Below are 18,086 nucleotides of genomic sequence, written 5' to 3'. Positions count from 1 at the left end.
GGTCTGGCGGCCAACGCCGGGGTCCACGTCATAGGGAACCTGACCGCCCCAGTGTGGTTCAGGCAGATCGAAGCCGGTCAGCGGATAATCCTTGCGCAACGGGTGAGTGGTCCAGTTGCTCGGCATCAGAATGCGGCGCAGATCGGGATGATGACTGAAGATGATGCCAAACAGATCATAGACCTCGCGCTCGTACCAGTTAGCCGCCGGCCAGACAGCGGTCACCGATGGCACCTGCGGGTGCTCTTCACGCTTGCCACCCACACGCACCTTGAGCGCGAGCGTGCTTCGCCGCGGCAGAGAGAGCAACTGATACACCACATCGTAGCGGGGCACGCGCTCCAGCCAGTCGACAGCGGTGATCGTCGAGAGAAAGGTATAGTGATGGTGCCGCTTGAGATAGTCACAGACAGCGACCAGGTGCTCGGTGGTTAGGACGACCGTCAGCTCACCACGGTGCTCGCTGGTCTCTACCACCGCCTGGGGGAATCGCTCGCGTAGGGCTGCTACGGCAGCCTCGGCAAATGTATCCATGATCGTTCTTTCTTTCGCCTCGCTTTCCCCGTGCTGCTCCCATCCTCCCCCCACCACTCCACACCACGCGCTTTACGCCGCCCTGCCCCGGCCCGCGCCCGCGGGTCAGCCAGGCCCGCTAGCCCGGTCAGGGAGGGTCGAGGAAGCGGACCTCCTCCTGCCTATTTCACTCCGACTGCTCTCAGCCAGGTCGCTCCTCGGTGGGACCAGGCAGCCTCAAGCCGCTTTCCTTGAGCGGGTCGGGAGGATTCGGGATGCCTTCGCGAATCTTGCGCTGCAGCTCGTTGAAGCCATAGAGCAGCATATCGGGCGTGGGTGGGCAGCCCGGAATGTAGACATCGACCGGGACAATCTTGTCCACACCCTGGACGATGGCATAGTTATTGAAGACGCCGCCGCAGGAGGCACAGGCCCCCATGGCGATCACCCACTTCGGCTCAGGCATCTGATCGTAGATCTGGCGCAGCACAGGGGCCATCTTGATCGAGCAGCGGCCCGCCACGATCATCAGGTCGGCCTGGCGCGGCGAGGCCCGATAGACCTCGGCCCCAAAACGCGCAATGTCAAAGCGGTCGGCGCTGGTGGCCATCATCTCGATGGCACAGCAGGCCAGACCAAAGAGCGCCGGCCACAGCGACGAGCTTCGCCCCCACTCGATGATCTTGCTGACCTGCGTCGTCAAAATGCCAAATTCGCCAGTGCGCATCGGCACCTGGCGCGGACGGCGCGGCGTCTGCGTGTTGGAAAAGGTCTGTACCGGTTCCCAGGGATTGGTTACTCCCATGTGAATGCCCCTTTTCGCCAGACGTAAATGTAGCCGATCATCAGGATCACGAAGAAGATCAGCAGCTCGATCAGGCCCAGCGTCTTCAGCTGATCCTTTAAGAGAACGGCCAGGGGATACAATGAGACAATTTCAATATCAAAGGCAATAAAAAGCATCCCTGTCAGAAGATATTTGACAGGAAAGCGCCGCTTCGGCGCCTGAATCTCCTGTATGCCACATTCGTAGGGCGCCAGCTTCTCCGGCGTCGGCTTCTTCGGCCCCAGAATAGCCGTGGCCGCCATGACCAACAACCCAAAGAGGAGCGCCAGCCCCACCATGAGAAAAATGGGGAGAGGATCGCCCATCGTGGATGTCCTTTATTTTCAGTAAATACTTTGCGCGTTGCCACGGGTACCGGCGCTGGTACCTGGTGTTATTTATACACTACTTCAGTTTGTATGGTAGCACAGCATGTCCAGGCTGTCAAACACTTGGGCCGGCTGGCACCAGCCCACGGCGATGCGCCCGCTCCTACCCACCGCCGCTTCCTCTCATTGCCATGATGACAGAAGCAACAATAAGCGAATGGAAAGCTTTTTTGCCCGCTTCGAGAGCGAGAGAGAAGCACCCGGGTGAACCCGGGCGAGGACCAGGCAGGGCAAGCGAGAGGACAGTCAGCGGACAGGGGCGGGTAGCCACCGGGCGGATAAAGAAGGGAGAGGAGAGCGCGAAGACAGTGGGACCGCGGATCGCCCTCGCGCCCCCTTGCGCGGTGGCGGCCTCCGCGGTCCCAGCTCTGGATACAGGAGGGACGTGTGTTTGTGGTTTGTCTGCTCTTACTTTTCGATGGGTACGCCGATCAGGCTCCCCCACTCGGTCCAGGAGCCGTCGTAGTTGCGCACGTTGGGGTAGCCCAACAGGTAGCGCAGGGCAAACCAGGTGTGGCTGCTGCGCTCACCAATGCGGCAGTAGGCGATAACCTCTTTGTCGCCCGTGATGCCCTGACCCTCGTAGATGGCCCGCAGCTCATCGGCAGACTTGAAGGTGCCGTCCTCGCGCACTGCGCTGGCCCAGGGAATGTTCTTGGCCCCCGGAATGTGTCCGCCGCGCTGAGCCCCCTCCTGCGGCAGGTTGGGCGGCGCCAGCAGCTCGCCTTTGTACTCGCCCGGCGAGCGCACATCAACCAGGGCTACCTGGTTGTTGCCAAGCTTGCTGAGCACCTCGTCGCGCAAGGCCCGCACCTCGCGATGCGGCTCCTCAGCATGATACTCCGTACGCGGATAGCTCGGGACCTCCGTGGTCAGAGCCCGCTTCTCGGCAACCCACTTGGCTCGCCCTCCGTCAAGCAGGCGCACATCCCTATGCCCGTAGTACTTGAGCAGCCAGAAGGCCCAGGCGGCAAACCAGTTGTTATTGTCACCGTAGAGCACGATCGTGGTGTCGTTGCTGACGCCCGCCCGGCTGAGCAGGTCCTCTAGCTGCTCCTTACCAATCGGGGCCCGGATCACCTGGTCCTGTAGCTCTTTCTGCCAGTTAAAGCCAATGGCCCCAGGAATGTGCCCCTGCTCGTAGGCACTGGTGTCGACGTCTACTTCAATGAGCCGCACCTTGGGATCGTTGAGATGAGCCTCAACCCAGTCCGCATCTACCAGCACTTCTGGATGGGCATAGCCTTTGTTTTCTGCCATCGATCTCCTCCATGTTGCTGCCTGAAATATTTTTGATTTTGTTGAGCGACATACTCAACAAAGTCTCTTCTCTTATTAGTAACGGACGAGGGAGCCAGTTTTATTCCAGCCAATAGGGCAATCTGTTGCCGGTCACGGACAAACAGGTCACGACGGTAGGCGAGAGAGGAGGGAGGTCCTTTACAGGAGAGAGGCCTGGGCCGGTTCGCTCTCAGCGAGCAAGGACAGGGAGAGAAGGAGCAGGAGAGGAGCGAGGCCGCCGCTGCACTGCTAGATCTGGCCTCCTGGCTCCTCTCATCGGCCATCGACAGGAGGTGACGCGTGGGGTGCTGACCGTCAGGTGAGCAGGACTTTGAGCAGGGTGCCGGTGGCGATCGAGCCGTCGGCCTGGCTCGGTGTCGAGAGCATGAGCAGGCCCTCTTGTGCTCCGGCGCTGAAGTCGGTCGTGTAGCTCAGGCTGGTCGAGAAGGTGGTAGCGCCATTCCCGCTGGCGCCGCGTACCTGGGCCTGGCCAACCTGGTTGTAGAGATGATCCAGCAGACGCAGGCTGCCAATGACGCCCTCAAAGGCGGGGCCTCGCCCGGTAACGGTCGTGGGACTGTGCAGCCGGGCCAGGGAGGTCGGCGAGCTGATGGAGAGCGTCGGGCTGCTGACGTCGGTCACTTCCCAGATGCCGCCGTTGGTGTTGGACTCCAGCCGGCTCATGCTGACGCGAATGGTGCTGCCTCCAGGGTGCAGACTCTTGACCTCAACCACGGCGTTGAGATCGTGCTGACCACCGCCGCTGATGAGGCGCGCCGGCGCGTCGGCCCCCCAATTGAAGAAGGAGGACGAGGCGGCCAGGGCCTGGGCCACCTTGATGGCGTCCAGCTTCCAGGGATCATGCCCCTGGTTGACTGCCGCCTGATCCGCTTCAGCCTGATAGCGGGTCAGGTCGGGAAAGAAACCCGGAAAGGCAATTTGAACCAGGGTCTGCTGGGCGTCGGACCACTTGAATTCTCGGAAAAGGTCGCGCTGGTAGTTGGCAGGGCTGCGCCCCCGGTTGAGGGCCGAGTTCTGGTTGACTTCAGCGGTGAGAACGGTGTTGTAACCGCTGATGACGGCATCGCCGTCGTAGAGATTGAGCAATTGAAAGATCTGCTGCGGGTTGGGGTTGGTAATGTGCGTATAGACATGGACGTCAAGGGCATGTCCCCCCTGGTGAGTCACGGTGACCAGGGCCTGCAGCTCCGGCGTGCCCATGAGGTTGGCACACTGGACACGCGCAACACTCGTGACGCCCGCCACGGTGTGCACGATGCCGCTCCAGTAGGCGGGCGACTGGACTGCTGTGGGACAAGGGCGGGGACCCAGGAGGACGCTCTGCGTGGCTGTGGCAGTGGCCCCTCCCGCCGTCGGCGTGGCCGCTCCGGCGGTCGGCGTGGCCTGGCTTCCTCCCCCAAAGGGAGTGGCACAGGCCACCAGGCCAAGGCAGAGCAGCAGCAGCAGTATGCCACTCAGGACTCCCTTTCGATAGCGCTGAGGCCAGCAGGCTCGCTCTGAATAGCTGGGATGTCCAGGCCGCTTGGCTGGACGGAAGCGGTTCAGCATGGGCTTTCTCCTCATTAAGGAACTGCGCTCGTTCCCGCTGCAGGATTAGCATAACATAGCTCGACAATAGCTGCTGTGAGATAGCTCATATGGCCCGCGTGAAGCCCGCCGGCCAGGCACCCTGTAGGCACTCCGCCGGTACCACCGGACTGAGAGGACAGGCTCGCCTCCCCCGGTACCTTTCTCCCAAGAGCAGCCTGCGTTGATTAATTACAGTTAGAAATATTCCCATAATGGATTAGAAAGGTTGCCCTATCCAACTCGCGAGCCTGGTTAGCACCATGCTAACAAAGAGGTAGCTCTGCGATCTTCTTCCCCGAGTTGATCTGCAACTCCAAAACGCACTGTAAAAAATCTTTCCTCTGCTCTAGGATTACCTCGATCGAAGTAGAAACATGTTATTTGCGATGTGATAACTTGCTATTCACAATGTGAGTAGCATTGTCACATGCAAGAAAAGCACGCCACCCGATTGGGCTTCTCCGACAAGAGGTCCCCCACAGGAAAGGAGCGTCTTTCTTGCAGCGCAAAAACATCACAGATTTTATATTTTTCAAAATTTCATCCCACTACCTCCTTAAGGAGGAAAACAATGAAGAATCCTTCATGGGTGCGTTTTGGCCAGAATATCCGGCGGAGGCGCGAAGAGCTGGGCCTGACGCGCGAAGGGCTTGTCAGCCGCATGGATGGGCAAGCCGGGGAGCGCAGCCCAGGCCAGCGCGCCCCAGACGTCAGCACCATCGCGCGTTGGGAGAGGGGAGAGCAGTGCCCGCGGGTCGCCAATGTTCTGCTTTTGTGCGAGGTGCTCGGGACCACTCCCGAAGAGCTGGGCTATCCCAGGCCACTCAGGCGGAGGAGGTGACCCCCGGAGGCAGAACAAAGGGGAAGGGGCGCGCCGATGCACGCCCCTTCCCACAGGGAGAGCGGGGAGCGTCCTGGAGGTCGGCAGGTCGGGAGACACGGGAGGCACAGGCTGAGGAGAGGAGAGAAGTGGCAGCGGCTCACTGTACACTTCGGACGCTCCCCCTCTCTACTCTTCTTTATCGGCTCATCTTCTCGTTCCAATAGGGCGTTTCTTATCGATTTTCTTCATTGAACCAGATGAAAGACGATACTGTGTATCCTACCACATATACCACTCCAGACCACCCAGGCAGCGGGACCCGGCAACGACCAGCCGGAGCGCCTCTCATTCTGTAGCTGGCCGGAACCGCCAGGCCGAGTCGAGTGCTTGCGGAACGGCAGACCTTCGCCTATACTACCTACAGGTATGTTGACTGCCAGATTCGAGGTTGATCTCGCGGGCCAGCCGGGGCGACGCTCATCGGCGGAGCGGGCAAGCCACTTTCGTCTCACGATTAGCCTGCAGGCAGAGGCTGGCCACACCACCGTTCTACTCGGCGAGAGCGGAGCCGGCAAGTCGACGGTTCTGCGCCTGCTGGCCGGCCTGTTGCGCCCCAGGCGAGGGCAGATGATCCTTGACGGCACCTGCTACTTCGACAGCGAGAGGGGTCTTTTCGTCCCTCCCCAGGAGCGGCCCATTGGCTACGTCTTTCAGGACTACCTGCTCTTTCCACACCTGACGGTCTTCGAGAACATCGCCTTTGGTCTCCGAGCCCAGGGTCTGCCTGGCCCGGAAGTCCGCCGGCGCACAGAGGCCGCAATCGAGCAGATGCGCCTCAGCGGTCTGGCCGGGCGCCGTCCAGCCCAGCTCTCGGGCGGACAACAGCAGCGCGTCGCCCTGGCCCGCGCCCTCGTGCTTCAGCCACGCCTGCTCTTGCTCGATGAGCCGCTGGCAGCTCTGGATGTCCAGACTCAGCGCGAGGTGCGCCAGGAGCTGCGCCGCCTGCTGAGCGAGATCGGGATTACCACTATTTTCGTGACCCATAACCATCTCGAGGCGCTACTCTTCGGCGATCAGATTCTGGTCCTTGACAACGGTCAGGTGATCCAGCAGGGGAGCCGACGCGAGCTGCTAGAGCGCCCACGCTCGGCCTACATCGCCGAGCTGGTCGGACTGAATTTCTTGCGCGGACGCCTGGTGACGCGCGAGGCCGGGTCCCTCTGCACGCTGGCTATTAACGGCGCTCACCACCCCTGGCAGGTCAGCGCCATCCTGGACGAGGGCGAATCGGCAGAGGCCGGTCCTGCCGATGAGGCTTGCGTGGTGGTCGACCCCCGCAGTATCACGCTCTATCGCACTCCGCCAGAGGGTTCGGCCCGCAATCTCTTCGCCGGCGAGATCGTCCAGATCCTGCCGCTGAGCGCCGGCCAAGGCCCGGCTCACGATGGCCGCGTACGCGTGAGCATAGCGATCGATCCCTCCCTTCCTCCCCTCACCGCCGAGATCACTGAAGAGTCCCTCCAGCGCCTGGAGCTACATGAGGGCAGCCACGTCTACGCCGGCTTCAAGGCAACCGAGGCCCGCGCCTATCTGTGAATTCACCCATGATCCTCCTTCTCTCAGGCCGACCAGGACCCGCTCACCTGAAACGCTCCCCCCTCCCCGTTCGTTGGTAATCCTGGTTTTTCCTGGCCCCTGGCTTCTGCACAAATAGTCGGTCCATCATCTATAGTCTCCCCATCATTGTTACGCATGCTTGCTTTAGCACTGCAATAGCCAGTTTTGGCTATGTTTCAAAGAGTATTTGCATGTCTCACTTTAGCTCATGCTATCATATGCGTGTTCCCGCGCCGGCTGGCTGCTCCCTAAGGGAGCAACTTTGTGCCCTGCGGGGACGCCAGAGCTTCCGGCGGGTTGCCGGGCTGGCCGGTTGTCTCCAGTCTGTTGGCCTTTACAGCCAGCAAGAAAGGTGCGGTGCAGGCCGTCAGACTGCCAGTGGCTGGTCGCTGTGGCTATCTTGCCCGCCAGAGGCCGCTGTTTGGGGAGACTTGTAGGTTTTGTCAGAAGGGGTTACATGCAGTTACTACATACGGACATTCGTAGGTGTGAACAGCAGAACAAGGGAGGTCGTCTCTTCACGAAGTTTGTCGCCAGCCTGATGCTGGCTCTTGCACTGGCCGGCGCCCTGCTCACACTGAGCAGCCAGGGGGCCCACGCCCAGGCCGCCGGTGGCTGCTATACCGTTGTCTCAGGCGACACCCTCAGCGGGATCGCCGTGCGCTATGGCACGAGCTGGCAGACGCTGGCTTCCTATAACCACATCGCCAACCCGAACCTGATCTTCCCGGGGCAGCAGGTCTGCATCCCTGGTCAGGGGAACAGCAACGCGACCTCGGTGAGCGTCCAGAGCCAGAGCCAGACAACTCAGAGCAGTGTGGCCACCAGTGCCTCTTCTCAGAGCGTCAGTGGCTCGATCCCGCAGATGATCTATCAGGTCTTCGGCTCCTATGGAGGGCAGGCTCTCAGCGTTGCTCAGTGCGAGTCGGGGCTGAACCCGTATGCGACCAACAGTTCATCTGGAGCGGCGGGTCTCTTCCAGTTCCTGCCCAGCACCTGGGCTACTACCTCGCAGGCGGCTTACTCGCCCTATAACGCGGCGGCCAATATCCGCGCCGCTTACGAGGTCTTTGCGCGCGATGGGTTCTCCTGGCGGGAATGGTCCTGCCAGCCCTAGGCGGGCCTTGGCCGCGGCTGCGCTCAGTCTGACAGGCAGCGCAGAGATCGGCGGCAGCTACAAGCAACAAGAGAGGACCTGGTGGTCCATCCGCCTCACGTCCGCCAGTCGTTCAACCAGCCGCGTCGAAGCGCCAGGCTGCCCAGACTGGCAGGCGGCTTGATGAAAGCCTTAAGAGAGGCGGAGGCCAGTCCGAGAGAAGCAAGCAGTAGGATTCGTCCGTCTCCCAAACAGAGCGCTCACACGTATCAGAAGAGGAGTATCTTGGCAGGCGCGGCGCCCCCACCTGGTGGTTGGCCCCTTCCCTCCCTGCAGGGGGATCAAGGGTCGTTCCAGAGCCAGGAGTTGGGAGAGCGCTCGCCCCAGGCATGAAGCGGAGCGGCGAAGACGACGCCGGCCAGACGCTGGCCAGGTGGACATCGTCCTCGCCGCTCTCCCTTTGTCTGCTTTCCTTGTTGTTGGCATCCGAGGCCGCCTGCTTCCACTGCTCCCGGCCCGTCCGGGTCTGGCTGGCCGGCTGGAGGGGAGGGGTCGGCTAGACGGCGACGTTGGTTGAACGGCTGTAGGGCTTATCGGGGTCGATCAGCACGTTGATGCAGGCTGGCAGGCCGGAGGCGAAAGCGCGCTCGAGGGCGGGACGGATTTCCTCGGGACGTTCGACCAGCTCGCCGTAGCCTCCCAGGGCCTCCACCATCTTGTCGTAGCGAATGCCCGGCGCCAGCTCCGCTGCCGTGGCGTGACCGATCAGCGCCTTCTGGGGATGCTTGATCTGGCCCCAGGCGCCATCGTTGCCGATCACCGAGACTACTGGCAGTTTGTGGCGTACCATGCTCTCGAACTCCATGCCGTTCAGCCCGAAGGCCCCATCTCCGTGTAGAATGAGGACGCGCTTCCCTGGACGGGCCAGTTGGGCCGCCATGGCAAAGCCGGTGCCGGTGCCAAGCGTTCCCATCGGCCCGGCATCCAGCCAGTAGCCAGGTCGATAGACGTTGATGACCCGCCCGCCATAGCTGACGATGTCGCCTCCGTCGCCGATGACCGTGGTCTCTTCATCGATGAAGTCACGAATCTCTTTACAGAGGCGCATCGGGTGGATGGGAACAGCGTCGGAGTTGAGGGCCGGCGCATCGCGCTCCCAGGCTTTGGTCTCCTCCTGGCGCACAAAACGCAGCCAGGCGCGCTCACCGCTATAGGCTTTGCAGGCCGCCGCGACCTGACGCATGGCGATGCCGACATCGCCCACCAATCCCACTTCAGCCCCACGGTTGACCCCGATATCTTCGCCCGCCAGATCGAACCAGATCAGCCGGGCCTCAGCGGGAATGAGCGGCGGTCGCCCATGATTGAGGCGGAAGTCCATGCGCGTCCCAATGGCCAGAATGGTATCGGCTCCCTCCAGGGCCTTGCGCCGCGAGGCGCTGAAAAAGAGGGGATGGGTGGGAGGCAGACACCCCCGTCCGGCCCCATTCAGATAGACCGGGGCCTGGATGCGCTCGGCCAGCTCGCGCAGGGCCTCAGAGGCCTCACACCACCAGACGGCGCTTCCCGCCATAATGACCGGGCGCTCAGCCTGCTCCAGTAGAGCGGCGGCTCGCTCGATCTGGTCCGGAGTCGGCTGCACAGGCCCCGCCGGGCGATAGCTGCTCGGTTCACCTGGATCGGTGACGTTGTCGGTATCCGCCAGGTTGTTGAGGACATCCATCGGAATCTCTAGAAAGACGGGACCCGGCTTCCCGTTGAGCATCTGGCGAAAGGCAGTGGCCACATATTCGGGAATGCGCCCAGTTTCATGGACGGTGCGCGCCCATTTGGTGATTGGTCGCAGCAGGTCAATCTGGTTCATTTCCTGCAATGCGCCGCGGTCCCAGAGACTGAGCGGAGCCGCGCCGCCGATGATGAGGACAGGGCTGCCCGCCAGATAGGCATTGGCGACGCCGGTCACCCCATCGGTGACCCCGGGACCGGCTGTCAATAAGGCGACCCCTGGCCGGCGCGTGCACTTGGCCCAGCCCTCGGCGGCATGCACTGCCGCTTGCTCGTGCCGAGTGTCTACGACGCGAATGCCTTCACGGAGACAGCCATCATAGATGGCCGCGATATGCCCCCCGCTGAGGGTGAAGACAACTTCAACTCCCTCGCGCTTGAGAACCTTGGCAACCAGCCAGCCACCATGCGTGATACTCACGTTTCGCCTCCTTTGTCTTGAGCAACTCTGCTCGGTTGCTTCTCTCTGCCAGCCTCAGAAAAGCTGCTGGCCCGCTCACCGGCCTCCCCACCGTGGCCGCCTTTTCCGTCCCACCTCGTTCCGCTCCGCCCTGCCGCAGCAGGTGCGGCCCAGCACACCTCTATCCCAGACGAGCGAGCACCTTCCAGTCCGACAGGGGGACGAGCCAACTCCCCAAGCAGCCGGGCCGCGGCTTCGCCCATCAGCACTGCTAAGATGAATGATAGCGCCCGCTCCTTTCTCTGACAATGTAGCGCGCTAACAGCCCTTCGTGCGCCGAGAGCAGGGCCGTTCCGACAGCAGCAGTGGACTGGGCTGATGGAGCCGCCCAGAGCGTCCAGGCGGCGCGAGCGGTCAGGCTCTGAACCGGAAGGAAAGATCGACGCAGCGCGGGCCACAGGCAGCAAGGGAGGCCCTTGTAAACGAACGGTTCCCTATCCTGGGGATAGTCTGAGGCGAGAACGGGGAAGAGAGCAAGGCAGCCAGGACCGCAGCTTTTTGAGCCACCTGCCAGATCGGATTAAAAAAGAGGAGGAACAGGGAGCCGGGTGGTCAGGAAAGGGAAGAGAGAAGAGGAAAGACAAAGGAAAAGGAAAGCGAGGAGAGTGGGCGACAAGGGACTCGAACCCCTGACCTACTGCGTGTAAAGCAGCCGCTCTACCCAACTGAGCTAGTCGCCCAACTGGCTGGACCTCATCAAGCTGACAAGGCAAGGAAGGAGGAAGAGGCGGCCTCGCCTATCCGCCTCTTCCTGACCTGCCACCATAGTCACGGTGCCCTCGAGTGGACTCGAACCACCACGCCCTTACGGGCACAGGCCCTCAACCTGCTGCGTATACCATTCCGCCACGAGGGCATCATTGCTTTGCAAAGAAGAAAAGAAAGAACGGAAGAGGAGAGAAGGGTACTTGCTCGCTCTCCGCTGGCGAGCGAGGCTTTGGATGAGCTGCCGCTCGCCAGTCGGATAGGAGCTATACAGATGAGGGTGCCCTCGAGTGGACTCGAACCACCACGCCCTTACGGGCACAGGCCCTCAACCTGCTGCGTATACCATTCCGCCACGAGGGCATCTCTCATAGATTCCGCATTGTATTGTATACTGACCCCTGAGATTTGTCAACGGTTAGCCTTGCTTTTTCGCACGCACGATCAGGGTGCCCTGTGACGTAAAGAGGAGCTGGTTCTGAGGATCGCGCCCCTCGATCTCCAGGATCACAAAGGTCATTGGGCCGGAGCGTCCACTGCGCTCGCGCACGTCGGCCACGCGCGCCACGCAGGTCACCTGCTCTCCGATGCGCAGGCGTCGCTGGTAGCTATAGCTTTGCTCGCCATGCAGTAGCTGCATCTGTGAGGGATCGATCTGCAGCTCTGGGGGACGCAGGCGGAAGGTCGTCGGGAAGGTAGGGGGAGCATAGACGAGGGGAGTCTGGCGCTCCAGAGCGGGGTCTCCCGTAGCTTCCATAAAGCGCCGCACGGCCTCCTCCGTGACTTCGAAGGTCTGGGGGGCCGAGGTCTTGCCGATCAAGCTCGCGTCGATCGCCATAAGTGAGGCGCTCCTTTCTCCTCTCCTTGGTGGGTGAGGAAAGTTGTTCAGCCTGAGTGAGCGAGACTGGACTGAGCGAACCGAGTCCGGTCTGCAACGATCCAGTCGAGATAGCGGCATGCCAGCCGGGCACTGTCGCGGCAGCGGGCACGGCATGGGCAGAGGGGTATGCCGCCGTCGCCCGCCGCCATACCGTGCCCAACCCTGGTGGCTCTTTTATGTATTATACCCCCAGGCGTGAGGCAAGAGCCGCCCACTTTTATCGCGTCGTTCTCGCCCGGGTCCCGACCCCGAAGAACTTTTCTGCTCCTCCTGGCCGGGGGCCAGCGGCAGGGTGAAGCGGATGCAGGTACCCTTGCCCGGGGTGCTTTCCGCGGCCACCGTCCCGCCGTGGGCTGTCACGATAGCCTTGACAATGGTCAGGCCCAGGCCGCTGCCGCCGCGTCCTCCGCTGCGGGCCCGATCGGCGCGGTAGAAGCGTTCAAAAATGTGGGGGAGGTCGATCGGATCGATGCCCACCCCGGTATCGCGTATCCAGACCTCCAGCATGCGCCCCAGGCGCCTGGCCCCCACGGTGATGCTGCCGCCGGCAGGGGTGTGACGGCGGGCATTATCGATGAGGTTGAGCAGCACCTGAGTGATGCGGTCGCTATCGGCCAGGACCGGCGGCGTCTGGGGATCGATGGCGTTCTGCAGAGTAATGCCGGCCTGTGAGCATTCAGGCTCGATGACGGCCAGGGTCTCATCGACGAGTACGGCTAGATCGAGCGGGGCCAGATCCAGCCGGGCCCGGCCAGACTCCAGCAGAGTCATATGCTGAATGTCCGCCACCAGGCGCCGCAGACGCTGGACCTCGCGCGCAATGAGCTGGGCCGTTTCTTTACGCGCCCCCGGTTCCTGAATGACCTCGTCAGCCAGGGCCTCGCTGAAGCCTTGAATGGCTGTGAGAGGAGTGGCCAGATCGTGAGCGATGTTGGCGATCATATCGCGACGGATCTGGTCCTGACGACGTAGCTCGGCCACATCGGCCTCAATGCGATCGGCCATGTCGTTGAAGGTCTGGGCCAGCCGTCCCAGCTCATCCTGAGCCGGCGGTGGATCGACGCGCTGCGAGTAGTCGCCTTCTTTCATCCGCTCCACGGCGGCGGTCAGCGACTCCAGGGGATGGGTCAGCCGTCGCGCTAGCAGCAGGCTGAAGATGATGACGGCCACGCCAATGAGCAGGCCAGCGAGCAGGATCGCCTGGGTGACGTTGCTCAGAAAGCGCTGCGGTGACGCCTCGGGCTGAGCGATCAGCAAGGCCCCAATGAGCGGGTGGCCGCTGCTGTTTTCGTCATAGAGGGGGACACTGACATACAGACCCTTAAAACCGCTGCTCTCCAGGTGCCCATCGACCTCTTGACCCTGCAAAGCCCGCGCTACCGACTGCGCAATGGTCGAGTCAGAGCAGAATTGGTTATCAAAGCCAGCCGGCGGGTTGCAGAGGAGCTGATGGCCGTTCTGGTCAACGATCACCAGGAGCGCGGGCACGGGGAAGCGCAGCGAAAATGGTCCCCACCGCCCTCCAAGCTGATAGGTGTAGAAGTCCTCCACGCCGCGGGCGTAGGTCTGGGCTGCGTCCTGCAACTGCCGAATCTGAGCTGTATAGTAGTAGTTGTAGACAGCCGCGATCACAGCAATGGCAAGCACCACAATCGCCCCCAGGGCGACCGCCAGATAGCTGAGGACCAGCTTGCTGCGCAGGCTCAAGGATGGTAGCCCGTTAGTCACTCGCTCCGGCTGGGGCGCGGAAGGTAACCGCGAGGTGCTGGTCGCCGATCCATTCATGCGGACGCCTCTGGCTCGAATTTGTAGCCAACCCCCCAGACGGTCTTGATGTTACGCGGCGCCCCTGGCACCGCCTCAATCTTCTTGCGCAGCGTACCGATATGGACATCGACCGTGCGCCCATCGCCCAGATAGTCGTAGCCCCAGACCTTGTTGAGCAAGACCTCGCGCGTAAAGACGCGCTCGGGTGAGGAGGCGAGTACGACCAGCAGGTCGAATTCTTTGACCGTCAGGGCAACACGCTGTCCGTTGACCTCGACGCGTCGCGCTGGAATGTTGATGACCAGACCTGGGAAGCGTAGCTCTTCTCGCTCGTGCTCTCGCTCACCCCCTGGCCGACCTTGCTCGCCGCTGCTGCCTTCGGCGCCGTTCCCCGCCGTGGCCCCAGCTCGATGGGCCCCAGCCAGGGCGGTGCGCCGCAAGATGGCCCGCACCCGGCTGACAACCTCGCGCGGGCTGAAGGGCTTGACCAGATAGTCGTCTGCGCCCAGCTCTAGCCCGGCAATGCGATCCTCTTCCCCTTGCCGCGCCGTCAGCATCAGGATAGGGGTGTCCGCCCAGGCGCGGATGCGGCGGCAGACCTCCATTCCATCGAGGGCCGGTAGCATCAGATCCAGGATCACCAGGTCGGGCTTCTCGCGCGCATGCAGTTCCAGCCCCGCCGCCCCGTCACCGGCTATGACCACCTCATAGCCAGCCTGTTCCAGATAAAGGCGAATGAGCTGCGCAATGTTGTTCTCATCTTCTATAATCAGGATCTTCATAACCCACCTGTCCTGTCCTGTTCTTCTACTAACAGGTAGGAAGTATCCACTAAGTTATAGCATATAGAGCATAGCGCCGGAGGGTGAGAAAACCAGCAATAATCTGTAAAGATTTTGTAAGGAGCCAGGCGAAGCCTGATTGGAGCAGGTCAGGGGAGGAGGAAAGCCAGGAGCTGTCTCCAAAGACAGCCAGCCCTCAAAAAGACCGGGGGCCGTCGGGCCTGAGCGAGCCAGGTCCGAAACTGGCCCCCGCCATGCTTCGACCTTAGAAGGAGGCCCGCAGGTACCCCAGGCGCTCCAGAGCCAGGTAGGCGGCGGCGATCTGGCCCTGGACCGCGAACTCTCCGCTATGGATCAGGGCGAGCAGCTCGCGCGGAGTTACCAGTAGATTCTCAATGACCTCGCGTGGGTCCAGCTTTTGCTGACCGGTCTTTTCCACATCGCGTGCCAGATACCACCAGATGCGCGTTTGCGCCCCCGTAGGATTCGCATACATATGGGCGAGCAGCTCGATCTTCTCCGGGACCACGCTGTAGCCTGTCTCCTCCATCAGCTCGCGATGGGCCGTGAGCAGAGGATCATCCTCGTCAGGATCAATGGCCCCCGCGGGAAACTCGAGTACCTGCCGCCCAATGCCATGCTTGTACTGCCGATTGAGCAAGAAGCGTCCATCGGGTGTAAGCGGCACAATGCCCACCCAGCCCCGATTCTCGATAATATAGTAGTCAGGGATAAGCGTGCCATCCGGCAGCAGCACCTCCTCACGCCGCACCTTCAGGTAAGGCGTATCTAGAATTCGCTCAGCGGCCCGCGTCACCCACGGGCGCAGAGCTGACTCTTGCTGCTGCCGGGCAGAGTGGTGATCCGTCGTCATGCTCTCTCGCGCTCTCCTTGCTCCCGTCGTTGCTGCCAGCGCGGCGCCCGCTTCTCCAGGAAAGCCCGCAGACCCTCCTGAGCCTCCTGCGAAGGCGAGACCTCGCCCAGATAAAAGGCGTTGACCCGGCGGAGGGCCTCTAGACGCGCACGGCTCTCGCGCAGACGACGACTCTCCTCATCCTCGTCCTCGGAAGGCAGGGGTAGGGAGAAGCTGCCAGACTCCAACCACGGCAACGGGGTTAGCCCCTCAGCCGGAGGGAGCCAGCGCATCCCCAGCCTCACGGCGGCCTTGGCCTGGCGCAGAACCGTGGCGCTGCTCCGGCGCAAGAGGGCCAGTACCTCTTCCAGGCGCCTGTCAAGCTGGCGCGCCGGTGCAGACCAGGTGGCCTGGCCCAGCCGTACCGCCTGCTCACCCGGCAAACGCTCGAGTCCGCGCAGGCCCCCGCTCGGGGCCAGAAAGCTGGCCTCCTGCGCCACCAGGACCAGGTCAGCAGCCTGCACCAGGAGCGAAGCCGCCTCCGAGAGCGACTCGCGCACTACAGCCAACACCGGCTGCGGTACAGCCTGCACGAGCGCCGCTGCACGCCTGGCCTCATTGCGCACCTTCGCGGCCTCTGCCGCGCCCGATCGACTCTCTGACACCCCGGGCAGCTCCGCCCGCCGCCCAGCACTGCCAAAGTCGAGAATGACGCAGAGCAGGCCCGCACCCCCATTCTGGAGAGCCGCACATGCGCTGGCCAGCTCGTCCAGCAGCAGCGCACACGGCTCGGGCGTCAACATCAGGCGCACCGTTTGCGCCTCAGCCAGAATACGCAGCGCACGATAAGCCTGTTGCACTCTTCCCTCCGTCATAGGTGAGACGGACCGCCGGCGCAAGCAGCTCCGGCCCGCCCACAGCGCGCCAGCAGCACCCCAGTCCGACCAGGGCGAGACGAGCACCTTAGCTCAGGAGAGCGGGGCAGTCTCGCCCGTCTCCCTCAGCTTAAAGCGCTGGATCTTGCCGGTCGCTGTTTTGGGCAGCTCCGAGACAAAGACCACCCAGCGGGGATACTTGAACGGCGCCAGGCGCTCCTTGACAAAGTTTTGCAGCTCACCTGCCAGCGACTCGGAAGCCTCGTAGCCCGATCTGAGCACGACAAAGGCTTTGGGCTTGACCAGCCGATCGCTATCATAGGCTCCAACCACCGCCGCCTCCAACACGGCGGGGTGCTCGATCAGCACGTTTTCAACCTCCACAGGCGACACCCACTGACCGCTGACCTTGAGCATGTCATCCGCACGCCCGCAGTACCAGTAGTAGCCCTCGCTATCTACATAATACTTGTCGCCGGTATGAATCCAATGACCGGTAATGGTATCCTTAGTCTTCTCGTGCTTGTTCCAATAGTAGGCGGCAATGCTATCGCCGCGAATGAGCAGGTTGCCGATCTCGCCCGGACCCAGTGGCCGGCCCTCTTCATCGACAATCTTCGCTTCATAGCCCGGCACAAGCCTGCCCGAGCTGCCCGGCTTGATATCGCCGAGGCGGTTGCTGATAAAGATGTGTAGAATCTCGGTGCTGCCGATCCCGTCCAGAATGGGCACTTTGAATTTCTCTTCCCAACGTCGCAAAATATCCGCCGGCAGCGACTCGCCCGCAGAAACGCAGACGCGCACCGAGGAGAAATCGAAGCGCTTCTCGGCCTCGGGCACATTGAGCATACTGGCATAGAGGGTAGGAACACCGTAGAAGATGGTGGGCCGATAGCGCTCCACAACCTTGAACATGTCTTCGGCCAGAGGGCGTCCAGGATAGAGAACCGTGCTGGCGCCCACGCCAAAAGGAAAATAGAGAGCATTGCCCAGCCCATAGGCAAAGAAGAGCTTCGCCGCAGAAAAGGTGATGTCGTCTTTGGTGATGCCCAGCACGGGCCTGGCATAGCACTCGAGGCAGAAGGTCATGTCATGCTGCAGATGGACGCAGCCCTTGGGGAAACCGGTGCTTCCCGAGCTATAGAGCCAGAAGGCACTGTCATCTTTGCTGGTGGGGGCCGGACTGAGCGAGGGCGAGGCGCGGGCTATCCAGGTCTCGAAATCGTGCAGGGTTACGCGCTGGCGACCTGCCAGCAGCGTTGTGCCCGCCGCTCCCTCCTCCAGGCCAACGACGACGACGTGCCGCAGAAAGCGCAGTTGGGACAGGACTTGTCGCAGCGGAGGCCAGAGAACTGCATGGATCAGGAGGACCCTGGCACGGCTGTCGTTGAGCATGTAGACATAGTCTTCGGGGCGCAACATGGTGTTCATGGGGATTGGAACCGCGCCCATCTTGATGGCTCCGAAGAAGGCCGCCGCGAACGGGGGGGAATCGAGCAGCAGCAGGGCCACGCGTTGCTCCATCTCGACGCCGAGTTCTAGCAATCCATTGCCGACGCGGTTAGCCATCTCAGCCACTTGGGCATAGGTAAAGGTCTGATCCTCGTAATAGATGGCCACCTTGCCACCACGCCCCTGCGCAAGATTGGCATCGAGAAAGGCGCTGGCCGCATTGAACTGGTCGGGCACGTTGACCGTAGGAATCTCCATGATCTTCCCTCTTTTCTCACCTGCAGGCGACACGATGCCTGGCTTATCCCCGGCGGACGCGCCCCATCCGTTCATGTCCTCCCTCGTCTCTTCTCCACCAGAGCGGGCCTCGGCTCCCTTCCCGGCCCGCCGTC

At 62.1% G+C, this 18,086-nt stretch carries 15 protein-coding genes and 3 tRNA genes; 3 read left to right on the top strand and 15 right to left on the bottom strand.

Features of this window, described 5'->3' with window-relative positions:
- The 5 genes from ACFMO7_RS10125 to ACFMO7_RS10105 all read right to left on the bottom strand — a co-directional run.
- On the bottom strand, positions 1 to 534 hold a 534-nt coding region (locus tag ACFMO7_RS10125; protein ID WP_376795363.1), incomplete at its 3' end, for an NADH-quinone oxidoreductase subunit C.
- Positions 535 to 715: 181 nt separating this feature from the next.
- Positions 716 to 1,240 carry an NADH-quinone oxidoreductase subunit B gene (locus ACFMO7_RS10120; RefSeq protein WP_376795367.1) on the bottom strand — a complete coding sequence of 175 codons (525 nt, stop codon included), beginning with the start codon at positions 1,238 to 1,240 and terminating at the stop codon, positions 716 to 718.
- Positions 1,241 to 1,308: 68 nt separating this feature from the next.
- Positions 1,309 to 1,665: an NADH-quinone oxidoreductase subunit A gene (locus tag ACFMO7_RS10115; RefSeq protein WP_376795362.1), complete on the bottom strand. Its 357-nt coding sequence runs from the start codon at positions 1,663 to 1,665 to the stop codon at positions 1,309 to 1,311.
- A 471-nt stretch (positions 1,666 to 2,136) separates the two neighbouring features.
- Positions 2,137 to 2,988 (bottom strand): sulfurtransferase, encoded by an 852-nt coding sequence (locus ACFMO7_RS10110; protein WP_376795361.1) that lies wholly within the window; start codon positions 2,986 to 2,988, stop codon positions 2,137 to 2,139.
- A 336-nt stretch (positions 2,989 to 3,324) separates the two neighbouring features.
- Positions 3,325 to 4,578, bottom strand: a complete 1,254-nt coding sequence (locus ACFMO7_RS10105; protein WP_376795360.1) for a Gmad2 immunoglobulin-like domain-containing protein — start codon at positions 4,576 to 4,578, stop codon at positions 3,325 to 3,327.
- A gap of 592 nt (positions 4,579 to 5,170) precedes the next feature.
- On the opposite strand from ACFMO7_RS10105, the gene ACFMO7_RS10100 reads away from it, so the two are divergent.
- The 3 genes from ACFMO7_RS10100 (at position 5,171) to ACFMO7_RS10090 (ending at position 8,156) form a co-directional block, all read left to right on the top strand.
- On the top strand, positions 5,171 to 5,440 hold the full coding sequence (locus tag ACFMO7_RS10100) for a helix-turn-helix transcriptional regulator (RefSeq protein ID WP_376795359.1): 270 nt from the start codon (positions 5,171 to 5,173) through the stop codon (positions 5,438 to 5,440).
- 408 nt (positions 5,441 to 5,848) lie between these two features.
- Positions 5,849 to 7,018, top strand: a complete 1,170-nt coding sequence (locus ACFMO7_RS10095; RefSeq protein WP_376795358.1) for an ABC transporter ATP-binding protein — start codon at positions 5,849 to 5,851, stop codon at positions 7,016 to 7,018.
- 478 nt (positions 7,019 to 7,496) lie between these two features.
- Positions 7,497 to 8,156: a LysM peptidoglycan-binding domain-containing protein gene (locus ACFMO7_RS10090; RefSeq protein ID WP_376795357.1), complete on the top strand. Its 660-nt coding sequence runs from the start codon at positions 7,497 to 7,499 to the stop codon at positions 8,154 to 8,156.
- A gap of 535 nt (positions 8,157 to 8,691) precedes the next feature.
- On the opposite strand, the gene ACFMO7_RS10085 is transcribed toward ACFMO7_RS10090, so the two are convergent.
- The 10 genes from ACFMO7_RS10085 to ACFMO7_RS10040 all read right to left on the bottom strand — a co-directional run bounded on the left by ACFMO7_RS10085 (position 8,692) and on the right by ACFMO7_RS10040 (position 17,952).
- On the bottom strand, positions 8,692 to 10,341 hold the full coding sequence (locus ACFMO7_RS10085; protein ID WP_376795356.1) for an acetolactate synthase: 1,650 nt from the start codon (positions 10,339 to 10,341) through the stop codon (positions 8,692 to 8,694).
- A 645-nt stretch (positions 10,342 to 10,986) separates the two neighbouring features.
- Positions 10,987 to 11,060, bottom strand: a tRNA-Val gene (locus ACFMO7_RS10080).
- Between the two features lie 94 nt (positions 11,061 to 11,154).
- Positions 11,155 to 11,236: transfer RNA gene (locus ACFMO7_RS10075), tRNA-Leu, on the bottom strand.
- 130 nt (positions 11,237 to 11,366) lie between these two features.
- A tRNA-Leu gene (locus ACFMO7_RS10070) sits at positions 11,367 to 11,448 on the bottom strand.
- A gap of 55 nt (positions 11,449 to 11,503) precedes the next feature.
- The gene (locus ACFMO7_RS10065) at positions 11,504 to 11,923 is read right to left on the bottom strand and encodes a MaoC family dehydratase N-terminal domain-containing protein (RefSeq protein ID WP_376795355.1); all 420 of its coding nucleotides are present in this window, start codon (positions 11,921 to 11,923) and stop codon (positions 11,504 to 11,506) included.
- Positions 11,924 to 12,139: 216 nt separating this feature from the next.
- On the bottom strand, positions 12,140 to 13,750 hold the full coding sequence (locus tag ACFMO7_RS10060; RefSeq protein WP_376795354.1) for a sensor histidine kinase: 1,611 nt from the start codon (positions 13,748 to 13,750) through the stop codon (positions 12,140 to 12,142).
- Complete coding sequence (locus ACFMO7_RS10055) at positions 13,747 to 14,514, bottom strand: response regulator transcription factor (protein ID WP_376795353.1); 768 nt, start codon at positions 14,512 to 14,514, stop codon at positions 13,747 to 13,749. Before ACFMO7_RS10055 ends, ACFMO7_RS10060 begins: the two co-directional genes overlap by 4 nt.
- Positions 14,515 to 14,779: 265 nt before the next feature.
- Positions 14,780 to 15,388: an NUDIX hydrolase gene (locus ACFMO7_RS10050; protein WP_376795352.1), complete on the bottom strand. Its 609-nt coding sequence runs from the start codon at positions 15,386 to 15,388 to the stop codon at positions 14,780 to 14,782.
- Positions 15,385 to 16,227, bottom strand: coding sequence for a hypothetical protein (locus ACFMO7_RS10045; RefSeq protein WP_376795351.1), 843 nt, complete (start codon positions 16,225 to 16,227; stop codon positions 15,385 to 15,387). The genes ACFMO7_RS10050 and ACFMO7_RS10045 overlap by 4 nt, the downstream gene beginning before the upstream one ends.
- A gap of 108 nt (positions 16,228 to 16,335) precedes the next feature.
- A complete protein-coding gene (locus tag ACFMO7_RS10040; protein WP_376795350.1) occupies positions 16,336 to 17,952 on the bottom strand; it encodes a benzoate-CoA ligase family protein in 1,617 nt (538 codons plus the stop codon).
- Positions 17,953 to 18,086: the final 134 nt, after the last annotated feature.

The organism is Thermogemmatispora sp. (genome assembly GCF_042408735.1).
In the GTDB taxonomy this organism is placed as follows: domain Bacteria; phylum Chloroflexota; class Ktedonobacteria; order Ktedonobacterales; family Ktedonobacteraceae; genus Thermogemmatispora.
The sequence above is the reverse complement of the archived record's forward strand: the minus strand, read 5'-3'. Positions and strand labels throughout refer to the sequence as shown.